7 protein-coding genes and 1 tRNA gene are annotated in these 13496 nt (G+C 58.4%); 6 read left to right on the top strand and 2 right to left on the bottom strand.

Annotation, left to right across the window (positions count from 1 at the left end; genetic code table 11):
* Positions 1 to 17: 17 nt before the first annotated feature.
* The gene (locus LBK75_05120) at positions 18 to 1412 is read right to left on the bottom strand and encodes a sulfite exporter TauE/SafE family protein (protein ID MDR1157673.1); all 1395 of its coding nucleotides are present in this window, start codon (positions 1410 to 1412) and stop codon (positions 18 to 20) included.
* A gap of 326 nt (positions 1413 to 1738) precedes the next feature.
* On the opposite strand from LBK75_05120, the gene putP reads away from it, so the two are divergent.
* From putP to LBK75_05095, 5 genes are all read left to right on the top strand, one after another.
* The gene (gene putP, locus LBK75_05115) at positions 1739 to 3310 is read left to right on the top strand and encodes a sodium/proline symporter PutP (protein MDR1157672.1); all 1572 of its coding nucleotides are present in this window, start codon (positions 1739 to 1741) and stop codon (positions 3308 to 3310) included.
* A gap of 109 nt (positions 3311 to 3419) precedes the next feature.
* Positions 3420 to 3980: a nucleotide exchange factor GrpE gene (gene grpE / locus LBK75_05110; GenBank protein MDR1157671.1), complete on the top strand. Its 561-nt coding sequence runs from the start codon at positions 3420 to 3422 to the stop codon at positions 3978 to 3980.
* Positions 3973 to 5649, top strand: a complete 1677-nt coding sequence (locus LBK75_05105; GenBank protein ID MDR1157670.1) for an Hsp70 family protein — start codon at positions 3973 to 3975, stop codon at positions 5647 to 5649. Before grpE ends, LBK75_05105 begins: the two co-directional genes overlap by 8 nt.
* The gene (locus LBK75_05100) at positions 5646 to 6143 is read left to right on the top strand and encodes a tetratricopeptide repeat protein (protein MDR1157669.1); all 498 of its coding nucleotides are present in this window, start codon (positions 5646 to 5648) and stop codon (positions 6141 to 6143) included. The genes LBK75_05105 and LBK75_05100 overlap by 4 nt, the downstream gene beginning before the upstream one ends.
* The gene (locus LBK75_05095) at positions 6144 to 7460 is read left to right on the top strand and encodes a DnaJ domain-containing protein (GenBank protein ID MDR1157668.1); all 1317 of its coding nucleotides are present in this window, start codon (positions 6144 to 6146) and stop codon (positions 7458 to 7460) included.
* A gap of 101 nt (positions 7461 to 7561) precedes the next feature.
* On the opposite strand, the gene LBK75_05090 is transcribed toward LBK75_05095, so the two are convergent.
* Positions 7562 to 7638: transfer RNA gene (locus LBK75_05090), tRNA-Pro, on the bottom strand.
* 151 nt (positions 7639 to 7789) lie between these two features.
* On the opposite strand from LBK75_05090, the gene LBK75_05085 reads away from it, so the two are divergent.
* Positions 7790 to 13435, top strand: a complete 5646-nt coding sequence (locus LBK75_05085; protein ID MDR1157667.1) for a family 43 glycosylhydrolase — start codon at positions 7790 to 7792, stop codon at positions 13433 to 13435.
* Positions 13436 to 13496: the final 61 nt, after the last annotated feature.

The raw sequence follows: 13496 nt of genomic DNA, 5'->3' as shown, positions 1-13496 counted from the left end.
AGGCGCCGCCCCCGGGTTCAGCCGTCCACGACGGTGATCGTACTGCGGATCATCCCCATCCAGCAGGAGTAGGCAAACGTGCCCGTCCGGGTCGGCGTGAATTCGATCAGATTGGCTCCGAGCTGAAAAGGGACTTCGATTCCATATTCTGGAATATACATGCGGTTGTTACAGCCGTTGAGGCTGCCCTCCGGAGCGTCCACGGTCCATTCCACCGGCACGCCCACCCGGACTGTGATGGGGGTGTAGCGCCCTGGCTTGAGTGTGGTATTCACCCGCTGCACCTCGGCCGCCCCTGCCGGCGCGTCCGCCGAGATCCCTTCCGAGAGCGTCTCTGCCGCCGGCGGGGGCTCCGGCGCCTCCGCCTCCTGCTCCGAAGCGGAGCCGCTCCAAAGGGAGAGTCCGGAGAGCGTCCAGCCGTTTGTGAACATCGAAAGACCGAGCACCACGACCAGCGCCGCGCCGGCGGTCATGGCCTTTTTGGTAAAGGTCCGGCTCAGCACCGAGCTGAGCGCGCCGAGGCCGAACATCAGCGGTACGGTCCCCAACGAAAATACCAGCATAGCAAGCGCCCCCCGGACCGGACCGCCAGTGGAGAGCGCATAGAGCTGCATGGCCTGCAGCGGTCCGCACGGCATAAGGCCGTTCAGCAGCCCCACATACAACGGGCCGAGCTTGCGGGCGCCGCCGGCGCCGCCGATCCGCCGGGTGAAGAGACGCGGCATCCGCGGCACCAACCGGCGCAGTCCGGGAAAAAGCCCCAGCATTGTCAAACCCATGAGGATCATAAACACCCCTGCGAGGAGTTGTACGGCTCCTTTGGCCACACCCGAGAGGCTGATCACCGCCCCCAGCGCGCCGACGCCGGCGCCGACCAGCGTATAAGAGAGCACGCGGCCGAGATTGTATAGCAGGCTTGGCCGCAGCACGACACGCCGCCCGCCGCCCGCTGCCGGCGTGTCCGGCGCCTGCGGGAGGCACTGCGAGAGGTTGAGCCCGCCGCACATTGCCAGACAGTGCACCGAAGTCGTAAGTCCGATGACAAAGAGCATGCCATACCCCATGCCCGCCTGCGCGGTGGGAAATGCACCCAGCCACCCGGTGAGACCCAGCTGCCGCAGAATCATATACAGCGCAAGCACAATCAAGAGGATGCCCACGGCCCGCGCCGCGCCCGCCCCCTGCTCGGTTCCGTCGAGCACCCGGTAGTCCAGCCCAGTGATGATGCGGACGACGTCGCGCAGCGCAACGATGTCCGCATCGTAAGTCACGACGGCTGTACCCGCGCTGTAGCTCACCCGCACACTGCGGATACCGGCGGTGCTACGCAGCGCTTTTTCGATCCTGCTCTGGCAGTGCGCACAGGTCATGCCGCCGATGCGCAGCGTCTTCGTCTTCAGTCCGGCGCCCACGGCTCATCCCTCCCCCGTTCGTCCCGGCCGTTTGGAGTCCGTACGGAACCCCTTCGACACCTGCTTCGATACTTGCATTGTATCAGGACGATGTGTAGATTTTGTGTAGACAAAAAAATTTTCCCATTCTGTCAAATTTTCTGAATTGCACTCTGGTAATCCGATGTTTTTTGTGGTATAGTCTTTGAGTGTACGGCAAAAAGCGGTCTCCATCCGAAGCGCCCAGCGTACCTCAATACAAATGGGCGTCTCCCGCAGCTCCGTGCCCGACGCTGCATCCGGCAGAAGTTGTCAGAGGCGCCCAAGTCAAGGAGTGTGTCGTGAGTATGGATGCAAACACCATACAGGTACTGATCGCCGTGGCCTCCTACATGATCGTCGTCGTCGTCATCGGTTTTGTGTACGCACGCAAAGCCAATGAAAACAGCGAAAACTACTTCATCGGGGGCCGTTCCCTGGGGCCGTGGGTGGCCGCCATGAGCGCGGAAGCCAGCGACATGAGCGGCTGGCTGCTGATGGGCGTACCGGGCCTCGCCTATTGGTGCGGTTTTGCGGACGCCGCGTGGACCGCCATCGGTCTGCTCGCGGGCACGTACCTCAACTGGCTGATCGTGGCCAAGCCCCTGCGCCGCTATTCCACCCTGGCGGGCAACTCCATCACGATCCCCGAGTTCTTCTCCAACCGCTTTAAAGAGCGAAGCAACAAACCGCTCCTCACCATCGCCTCGCTGATGATCCTCATCTTTTTTGCCGTATACGCGGGGAGCTGTTTTGTCGCGGGCGGAAAGCTCTTCGCCCAGCTTTTCCAGATGCCATACATCCCGATGATGCTCATCGGCGCGTTTTTCGTGATCCTTTACACCTTTTTGGGCGGCTTTTTGGCCGAGAGCCTGTCCGACTTCCTTCAGGGCATCATCATGATCATCGCGCTGGTGGCCGTGCTGGGCGCGGCGGTCATCGCGGCGGGCGGCCTGGGCGCCGTGTCCGAAAACATCAAAAACATCCCTGGGTTTGTGGACTTCTTTGGCCTCGCGACCCCCGTGACAGACGCCAACGGCATACAGCAAGTTTCAAACGGCGTGCCGCTGTTCGGGTCGGCGGCCCCCTACGGTCTGCTCACGATTCTCTCCACGCTGTCGTGGGGGCTCGGCTACTTCGGCATGCCGCAGGTCCTGCTCCGGTTCTTCGCGATCCGCCGGTCCCACGAACTGACGCGTTCTCGCCGGATCGCCACGACTTGGTGTGCCATCTCGCTGGCCGCCGCGCTGTTCATCGGCCTTACCGGCCGGGCGCTCTTCCCCGCGTCGGCGGAGCTGTCCACTTACGCGGCTGCGGAAAACGTCTTCATCGTCATCTCTCGCACGCTGTTCCACCCGTTGCTGGCCGGCGTTATGATCGCCGGCATTCTCGCGGCGATCATGAGTTCCTCCGACTCCTATCTGTTGATCGCCTCCAGCGCCGTAGCGAAGGATCTCTTTCAGGGTGTGATCAAAAAGAACGCGACCGACAAACAGGTGATGCTTGTCAGCCGCATCACGCTGCTGGCCGTGGCTGTGGCGGGCATACTCGTTGCGCTGAACGAGAACAGCGTCATCTTCACTGTCGTCAGCTTCGCCTGGGCGGGTTTCGGCGCCAGTTTCGGGCCGCTCGTTTTGTTCTCCCTCTTCTGGAAACGCTGCACCCACGCCGGCGCGGTGGCCGGGGTGGTCACGGGCGGGGCCATGGTGTTCATCTGGAATTTACTCATCAAACCGCTGGGCGGCGCGTTTGGCATCTATGAGCTGCTGCCCGCTTTCCTGCTCTCCTGTGCGGCCATCGTCATCGTGTCGCTGCTGACGCCGCCGCCGAGCCGCGAGATCCAAAAGGAATTTGAGGCCGCCAAGACGTTCGTCTGCTGAAAGCGGTCATCATACGGGCCAAAATCCTCCCGGGCCGCACAACGCCCGGGAAGGTTTTGGCCCGTTGCGGCCCGTGTGCAGCTCGTTATAGAAAGGCGGCTTCACGTGTATGTTTGATTTCAAGCGGGCGCTTACTATGTTGCTGGAACAGGAAACGAGGCCTCTGCCTGAAAACGAGTTTGCCGAAATCGCTTTGGATGGGCAGCGGACATTGACGTCACTGCGCAAAAAGCAATCGGAGCTTTCTATGCAGGTGGAGGAAATATACGATATCGTTGGAAACATGGATACCACTGCGCTGCAAGATGCGATGCGGTCCGAGAAACGGCGCGCCGACGCTCTGGCGGACGCGGTCGTGGGTCTGTGCGATATTCTTGAGGATTTTTGTGCATACGCTCGGGACAGCGGAGACGCCGGGCTGGATAAACAGGCTTGGATGATGTGGCGCAATTCAGGGAGCCTGCTGGAGCGCTACGGCTTTGTCCGCTTGGGGGCGGACGGCCAGCCGCTGGACCCGGAGATTCATACGGTACGGTCGGCGGTGGTTTCATCCGTTCCGCGCGAGCATGTGGCGCGGGTGCTGCAAAGCGGCTACCGATATCTTGGGGCGGTTGTGCGAAAAGCCGTTGTGATATTAAGTAAAGGGATGGGAGACAAAACGGATGAATAGGATTGTTGGTATCGATCTGGGAACATCCACGTCGGAAATCGCGTGCGTTATAGACGGAAAGCCGGTCTTGATCCCGAACAGTCTGGGGAAGGTGATAACGCCGTCGGTGGTGCATATCGGCGTGGACGGTGAAATCCTGGTGGGAGAACCTGCCGTCGAATATCTGCTCACCCGTCCAGACTGCACCTTTATGGAGATCAAACGGATGACAGGCGGCGGACAGACCCTGTGTGCCCACGGCAAAAAATATTCCCCTGAGGAACTTCAAAGCTATCTTCTGCGCCATCTCACCGAATGCGCGGAAAAATACCTGGGCGAAACGATCAGCCGTGCCGTCATCACCGTGCCGGCCTATTTTACCGACGTCCAGCGCCGGGCCACAGTGAAGGCCGGTGAGCTCGCGGGGCTCACAGTGGAACGCATACTCAACGAGCCCACGGCGGCCGCACTGGATTATGGCCTGGAAAATCTTTCGCAGTGCAAAAACATACTGGTGTACGACCTTGGCGGCGGCACGCTGGACATCACAGTGCTGGAATTGTTCGAAGGCGTTATTGACGTCAAGGCCGGCGCCGGAAACAATCATCTGGGCGGCAAGGACTTCGACGAGGCCCTTATGTGTTTCCTCGCCGACCCGGGCGGGGACGCGCGCGCCCTTATGCGGCTGAAAAAGGCGGCGGAGGAATGCAAACGCGCGCTGAGCACAGAAGAAAGCTATGAGATATCCCTGCCTTTTTTGTTTTCCTCCGCTGGCGGAGCGCCGGTTTCAGTGGAGAAAACCGTTACAAGAGCTGATTTCGACGGCCTGATACGGGAAAAGATCGAATCCACCAGAGCGCTTATGCTGTCGGCGCTGTCTGACGCGGGGCTGTCTCCGGCGGATTTGGAGATTGTACTGCTGGCGGGCGGTTCCACCCGCATCCCCTGCGTAAAACAACTGGTGGCAGACACCCTGAACATCGTTCCCCGCTTGTTGGTTGACCCGGATCTGACGGTTGCCCGGGGCGCGGCCATACAGGCAGCCATTTTAGACGGCAGCTTGGACGGCCGCGCGGAACTCGTGCTGACCGACGTGTGTCCCTACACATTGGGCACGGCGGTGCTGCTGGAGGGTATGTACGGCGACAGAATCGTATTCGACCCGGTCATTCCCCGTAACACCCCCGTACCGGCCGATGTCTCTAAAATTTACTTTCCCGCTCGGGATTACCAGTCCTCTGTGACAATCGAGGCATACCAGGGAGAGTCGCTGGATCCGGAAAACAACGAGCACCTCGGAAAAGTACAGCTCACCGGGATCCCTCCCGCCCGTCGGGGCAAGGAACCGGTGGAGGTAACTTTTTCCTATGATATGAACGGTATTTTACAGGTCAAGGCGAAGGCGATATCCACAAGAAATGAGGTCTCCGCCGAAATCAGTACCACCGGTGTGGAGCCGCTGCCAGCATTGGATCTTTCCAAATGGGGAAGTGCCTCCAGCGCGAAACGCTACCGCCCTATTGTACGCAAAGCGGAGAAGCTGATAGCGGCCGAGGTGGAAGGCGCCGGCGAACTTGAAGTGCTGGTGCAGCAGCTCAAAGAAGCTTTGCTTCTGGAGCGCGGAGAACAGGCCGAGGCTCTGCGGGAGGAACTTATGGCTCTTCTGGAAGCATTGGAGGCAGCGCATTGATGGAGGAACTTGGCCGCAAGTACTATCTGCTTGCGCTTTCGGCGGCGGAGCGGGGGGATCTGAGCGGAGCCGCACGGCTCTCGTTTTGCGCCTTCTCGCTGGACGAAGGACAAGCGAAGGCCCGTAGACTGCTGGGACTTTGTCTTCTTGAACTGGGGAATACGGAGGACGCGGCAAAAATTCTCGCGGAATTTCCCGATCTGGCAGGCGGGGCGTCGGAGGCGCGAGCGCTCACAAAAGCCGGACTGGAGACGGTAGAGCGGCTTATCCGGCGCGGTAAATGGCGGGCGGCTCTGAAAGCGGCGGAGAAGATTCCGCACCAAAGCGTGCGGTTGTTGAACATACGAGGGTGCATCTTGGCCGGAGCAAAGCGCTACGCCGAGGCAGGCAGACTATTTGCCTTGGCGGAGGAAAAGGACCGAGGCGGAGTCGAAGCGTCGGAATATCTCAGGGAAACGGCAAAGCGCGCGAAATCCCTTTGGGGGTTGTGGTAAATGAAGGAAAATTATTATGAGTGGTTCGGCGTGGAAAAAACGGCGGATGCACAGCAGATCAAGCGGGCTTATTACACGCTTGTAAAAAAATATCCCCCGGAGCGGTTTCCGGAAGAATACAAAAGACTGCGGGCCGCATATGACATTCTTTCGAATGAGAGAAAGCGGGCCGCATACGACCAAAACCGCTCTTTGCCGAAGCTCGCAGCTTATCTTTTTGAGCAGGCGGAGAACCTTGAACGCCTTGGCCGCCACGCCCAGGCCGCTGATGTATACGAACAAACTCTGAAGCTGCACCCCGAACTTACGCAGGCGCAGGCAGCATTGGCCCGCGCCTTTGAAAGGCAGGGGAAGATTGGCAAGGCGATCTCCACATGGGAAAAACTCTGCAAGAAAGAGCCGAGAAACGCGGAGTACGCCTACAAGCTCGCTTTGGACTATGACCACCGCGGCTGGAATAAAAAAGCACACGCACAGTACCGGCAAGCGCTGGAACTCGACGGCGGCAACGCCGAGTATTGGGGAGCGCTGCTCAATTTCCATCAGAATTCACCCGACCGGGCAGAAGCGCAGCTCGTCTGTGAACGGGGTTTGCGCGCGATGGAAGAGCGTGGGATAGAAAGCATTCGGCTCTATGCTCATGCTGCTGTATTTCACGCGCAAAGCGACATGGAGGCGGCGGAACGGTATTTAGACAAAATCGTCCGTGTCATGCGCGCCGGCGGTGGCCAGCATGAGGATCCGGCACAAACTGTTTGTTTTTTGCTGGAAAGCGCGCGGGAGATGCACAAACCGGCTTTTGTTAAGTACATACAGGAAATGGCGGCGATGCTTCCGCACATTGACGCCGACCTGCAAGAACAGCTTGCGGAAGCAAACCGTGTGGTAGAGATAGAATCGCTCATGGAACATGGCTTTCCCTCCCTGTTCCACGACCTTTTTGCCACGCTAAACAACGACTGCGACTGTGAGCAGTGTAAGCTCAATCTGGTCGCTATGGAAGCCCATATTTTAGCAGAGAAAAACGCCTATCGCTCGAAGCTTTTGCGGCTGCGCAAGGAATATCCCCACTTATACGCTCTCCACGCCGACTTTTTCAATCAGGTTCTGCATACCCGAGACACACAAAAGCTGCTGTATTGGCGAATGAAGATTCTTACCAAAGAAGGATGGGATCTCGCAGAATTTGACGACAATGAGGAGTCCGGTCCACCAACTCCCACACAAACCGTACGCAGGACAGGGCCGAAAATCGGGCGCAACGATCCCTGTCCCTGCGGGAGCGGCAAAAAATACAAGAAATGCTGCGGACAGTGAGGAGCCCAAATTCATCCTCAATCACCGCGCGCACACTGTTTCGCACCAAAGAAGAAATCCCCCAATCGCTTGAAACACAAGCGGTTGAAGGATTTCACGATTGGTCCGAGTGACAGGAGTCGAACCTGCGGCCTCTTGAACCCCATTCAAGCGCGCTACCAAGCTGCGCCACACCCGGATACCAACGGTCTTCATTATAGCACAACAGTTTTCACATTTCAAGCTTTTTCCCCGCAGCTTTTCTTAAAAATCACAGGAACGTTCGCCGCAGGAAAAAAGAACCCGACGAATAGACAAATAAGAGCTGAAGTTGAGAAAGGTATGATCATATGTCTATGAAAAAAGCTGTCAGTCTTGTCATGTCGCTGATGATGTGTCTGTCGATGACGTCCATGTTTTCGGCCTATGTATCCGCCGCTCCGGACGGCGCTTCGGAAGACGCCGCTATCGTTACCGAACAAATCGACGAAGCCGGCGCGCCTTGTGTGATTGATTTTAACGACAATTGGAAGTTCTTCCTTGCGACGCGCACGCCAAGCGTCGCTCAAGGCGCAAACAATGCCGCCAACTTCAGGCTTTATGGCCTGGCGGATGCGGGCGGCGTGACAACGGCGGATGTAATAACCCCCGCGTTTAATGACAGCGCATGGCGCACCGTAACCGTGCCCCATGATTTCAGCATTGAGGGAGAAAAGGTATCGGGCGGTACTTCGGCCAACCACGGCTACATAGGGGCCGGCCTCGGTTGGTACAGAAAAACCTTTGTCGTCTCCGAATCTTTGCGCAGCAAGACGATCACGATTGATTTTGAGGGCGTTTATCAAAACTCCGTCGTGTATGTGAACGGCACGCTTGTCGGCAATTATCCCAATGGCTACACGGGATTTTCGTATGATATAACCGAATTCCTTCACTATGGCACGGCAGCTCCCAATGTGGTTGTCGTCAAAGTGCAAAATATGTCGCCGTCCGGCCGTTGGTATACGGGTACCGGCATCACCCGTCCGGTCAGCCTTGTCGTCACGGAACAGCAGGCAAGGTATGCTCGGCACGGCGTCGTCATCACCACGCCCACCATAGAGAACGACTTCAAAACCAAATCGCCCGCCGTTCGCGTAACCGCGAAAGCGTATGTCGGCGCGAAGGGTAGCCTCTCGATAAAAACAAACGTATATGACGCATCGGGCGCACTCGTTTTGTCGAGCGATTCAGCGCCGGTGATATGCGGCGCTGAGGGCACCTATCAGCTGGACGACAATTTTGTGCTTTCAGACGTTCACCTGTGGTCCACGGACGACCCGTACCGTTATACTATCACGGCCGATTTATTTTTCGACGCGGGCGGGGGTCCCGTACTTGTCGACAGCGCCGCGTACAAATACGGTTTCAGATATTTTCAGGCCGACCCTGAAAAAGGATTCTTCGTGAACGGCGAACACTTGAAACTGAACGGCGTCAATAACCACCACGACGTCGGGGCCTTGGGCGGCGTCGAAAGCTACGACGCTTTGAAACGCGAACTGCTCATCTGCAAGTCGATGGGCATAAACGCGCTGCGCACATCTCACAACCCTCCGTCCAAGGCCTGTATCGATCTGTGCTCAGAACTTGGCATTGTCGTCGTTGAAGAGGCATTCGACGGATGGGGCGGCACAAAAGCCGCATATGATTTTGGCAATTTTTTCCTTGTCGAGGTGCCCTCGGACTGGCCCGGCGCGCCGGAGGCACAGCCCGCGCACACCATGTGGTCAGATTGGGTGATCAAGGAGATGGTGTCGCGCGACATCAATGAGCCGAGCGTGGCCATGTGGTCTCTCGGCAATGAGCTAAACGGCGTCGGCACAAAACCGGCTTGGTATGACTGGCACGATTACTTGCTGCCCGGCGACCCCGTGCCGACATCGTTCGCACGCGGAGAAACCGACACAAACACGGCGACTACAAACATCAATTTCAATTATTACGGCGAGACGCTGCGGCTGCGCAACGACATCAAATCGCTCGATCTGTCGCGGTATATCGTCCACGGCACGGACAAGGAAAAGCCGAGCGCGCCCGCACCGGATACCGTTTGGGGTTATATCAACGCGGTCGTGGACGGTATTGGCACAAACTATAACCTCGCGGCGACAAGCGACTTGCTGCACGCGGCGTATCCGGATACGTTCTTCTTCTGTTCAGAGGCCGCGTCTCAAACGAGCGTGCGCGGTTATTATTACGACCCGTCGCTGCCCAATACCATGCAGGATATGACGCCGGGACACAGGGGCACGTCTTCGTACGACAACAACCTGTCCAGCTGGACATATCCGCATGAATACGGGTTGAAACGGGCGCGTGACCGCGAGCACTTCATTGGCTCGTTCGTATGGAGCGGCTTCGACTATATCGGCGAGCCCACTCCGTTTGGCGTTTATCCCGTCGGCGTTTCGTTGTTTGGCGCCGTCGACACGGCGGGATTCCCAAAAGATGCGTATTACGCATACAAAAGTCAGTGGTCCCAAGACCCGTTCGCGCACATTGTTCCGATGAACTGGAACGACTGGCGCCCGGGAGAGGATGTCGAGGTCTGGGTGTACACAAACGCGGTGAAGGCCGAACTATTCCTGAACGGCGTATCGTTGGGAGAGCGGAGTTTTGCCCTGAAAACAACGGAGTTCGGATTGAAATACTATGAGACGCACGAACCGACGCAGGATTCATCCGGCGGCAATGTGCTGGCAAACAACCAGAGCGACATCAATCCCGGCGGTTATGTGAGTCCCAACGGCGAATACGGCAAACTGCATCTCACATGGCATGTACCTTTTGCGCCGGGCGAACTGAAAGTCGTCGCGACAGACGTGGATGGACGCGAAGTGGCCGCCGACGTGATCAAAACGGCGGGACAGGCGTATACGATCCGCATGAAAGCCGACAAGTCCGTGATTAAGGCGGATGGCCGCAGCCTCGCCTACATTGAATGCGATGTCGTGGATGAAAACGGCGTGACGCTGCCGTCAGCCGGCCAGCGCATCAAATTCGACGTCACGGGCGGTTACATTGTCGGTGTGGACAACGGGCAACAGGAGAGCGCCGAGCCGTACAAATGGGAAGGCGTGGAAAAAAATACGCACTCGGAACGCTCCGCCTTCAACGGTAGAGCCCTCGTCGTCATCCAGTCGGATCACGACGCCGGCGACATAACGGTCACAGCTTCGTCCGAGTATATGGCGCCGTCGACGATCACGGTCAGGGCCACGGACGACGGAAACGGCGATTACACGGCTGTCTGCGCGCCGGAACCTCTCGGCACACCGGTCCGCGTCTCCGAGCTCGTGCTCACGACGGCCGTCGGCCGCGTACCGGCGATTCCGACAGCCGTAAACGTGACATACGACAGCGGGATCACACTGGTCAAAAAAGCCGTTTGGGACAACATCAAGGCCGCGGATTTTACGGCGTCCAAAACCATTGAGGTTTCCGGAACGGTTCCACTGACGGAGAATGGCGTCGATTTACCTGCCAGGGCGGTCATCACGATTGATGGAACCGCTTCCGCCGACAACATCGCGCTGAACACGGCGGCGATAAATACCGCCACCGTTTCAGACATGGGCGCACTGGCGACAGCCTCTTATACCAGCGGCACGAATTATCCCAACAATATGCTAAACGGAAATACCACATCTAGGTGGACAAATAAGTATACAACCAGCACGTCGAACGCGGCGGGCAAGGTGGTGCGGCTGGTTAAGGATGCCCGCCCGTATGAATTTGTCGAGGTCTATTGGCCGAGCCCAAAGACTTTCGCGGAAATCGATCTGTACTTCGTCATCGACGCCGCAAGCACAGCCGGCCCCGGTTCGAATATACCAAAATCCCTGAGCGTGCAGTATTGGGACGGATTCGCGTGGGTTGACGCAGCCAACCAAAAGACGCAACTGGCGACAGAAACGCTTGCCGCCTCGAAAATCACCTTTGACCGCGTGATCGCTTCCCGGGTGCGCGTCGGCATGGAAAACGCCACGCCGTATTCTCAGGAGACAGGCGCGATGACCATCGCCAAGTTTGAGGTCTATGACAGTTCGGAATATACAGTGACAAACGCGACGTTCCACAACGACGCGTCGTCTCAGGGGGCCGACCCATACGTCCTGTATGATGCGGCCAGCGGCTATTATTACGCGTACTCCACGGATGGAGCCAGATCGGGGTACCGATTCGGCATCTACAGGTCGGCGGATCTCACCACATGGGAAAGGCTGTCCGGCGCGATCCCTACAAACGATCCGAACACATGGGCAAACGACTGGTTCTGGGCGCCCGAGTGCTACTACAACCCGAACAACGGGTACTATTACCTGTTTTATGCCGGGCGCATGACCCGCAACGAGGACAAACTGACGCACTTCGGCTTTACCAGTTTTGAAGAAGCCTGTAAGACAGGCGTCGCCGTATCGAAATCACCGGAAGGCCCGTTTTACAACATCGAAAAAGCGCCCATCGACTACTATCCGTACGACCCGAACTACCACGACGTCAACCTGATTATGGACGCCACCCAAAAATCGCCTCCTACAACCCTTGCGGAGGGAGAGACCGCACCGCTGGGCGTTTATCTGCCGTTCATCGACCCCAATGTCTTCTTTGACGACAACGGCGATATATACCTGTACTATTCGCGCAACGCCTACCGCAACTGGGTGTGGGACACCACGCTGGGCAAGTACATTGAGGAGTCCAACATCTACGCTGTCAAGATGACAACGGGCTGGTGGAACGCCAACGAACCGGTCATGCCTACGGTGGATGCGTCCTATATCAACGCAAACAAGCCTCTAAACGACACTTCCTCCGCGCGTAAAGACGGGTTTGTGCCGGTGATCAGCTACAGAGACGAACCGCAGGCGTGGGAAAACGCCCATGTGGACGACTTCGCCTCGACAAACGGAGCGAACAAGGACCGGCGCTGGGCTGAAGGTTCCACTACCATGAAATTCACGTATACCCTCGACGGCGAGGCGCGCAGCCAGTATTACATGGTCTATTCCTGCAACAATTATGCCAACATTTGGTATGGCGAGGGCTATGCCGTGGCCGACGACCCGCTGGGGCCCTGGAAGAAGTACGCCGGCAACCCCATCGTCAAGATGACCGAGACCGAAGGCAGGAGCGTATACAGCACCGGGCACGGTTCCTTCGTCAACTCGCCGGACGGCACGGAACTCTACCATGTCTATCACGCGCGGCCCACGAACACCGGCGGCCGGTACCTGTACACCGACGAGGTCGTCTTTGACACGCAGAACCTGGACGGGGACGGCCACCCGATTTTGCGCGTGAAACAGACCCTGGGCGACCAGCCGGTCCCGTCGGGCACGGCGCCTTACCGCGTGTCCGTGGCCTTCTCGGAATCGCAGAGCGGCCTTGCGCTCTCGTTTGCCGTCAAAAACGCGGACGGCGGCGCGCTGGCTTTAAGCAGCACGGCGAACAGGGTCGCCGTGGCGGTCAGCGACCCAGACGCCGCCGAATATGTGTCCGGCGGCGTCGGCGGCGGCACGCTGAGGATACTGTCCCCCGCGGAGCCGTTCACTGTGACGTTCACGTACCAGCGCCGAAAGGCCGACGGCACCTATTTCGACGTGTACAACGACATCGGCGATCCGTCCAGCCTGGCGCGCTACCAACTGGATATCGCGCCCGGCCTGTACACGGACGCCGCGCTCAAGGACGGCGCCGTGTCCGTGTCCGTCATCAACAACACGGAGGAAGTCCAATCCGTCCGGCTGATAGCGGCGGCGTATGACGCGGCCAGCGGCCGGCTGCTGCAGACGGCCGGCGCCGAGAGCCTTGTGAGCGCCGGCGGCCTGGCCGTCCGCACGCTGGCGTTCGACACGTCAAAGCTGACGGAGGCATACACCGTGAAAGTATTCACCTGGGACAGCGGGACACTTGTCCCGCTGGGCGAGCCCGTCATCGCGCAGCCCGCTTAGGCGCGCAGTTCCACAAGGGAGTGGAGGCCGGCCCCGCCGGCGTCCCCACCCGTAACTATTG

It is taken from the genome of Oscillospiraceae bacterium, from assembly GCA_031265355.1.
Lineage (GTDB): Bacteria > Bacillota > Clostridia > Oscillospirales > UBA929 > JAIRTA01.
This window is presented reverse-complemented; position numbering and strand designations above follow the sequence as displayed.

Bases quoted from the DNA above. Each gene is read 5' to 3' on its own strand.
- LBK75_05095 (MDR1157668.1), top strand. From the start codon at position 6,144: ATGAAGGAAAATTATTATGAGTGGTTCGGCGTGGAAAAAACGGCGGAT.
- LBK75_05105 (MDR1157670.1), top strand. From the start codon at position 3,973: ATGAATAGGATTGTTGGTATCGATCTGGGAACATCCACGTCGGAAATC.
- grpE (MDR1157671.1), top strand. From the start codon at position 3,420: ATGTTTGATTTCAAGCGGGCGCTTACTATGTTGCTGGAACAGGAAACG.
- LBK75_05085 (MDR1157667.1), top strand. From the start codon at position 7,790: ATGTCTATGAAAAAAGCTGTCAGTCTTGTCATGTCGCTGATGATGTGT.
- putP (MDR1157672.1), top strand. From the start codon at position 1,739: ATGGATGCAAACACCATACAGGTACTGATCGCCGTGGCCTCCTACATG.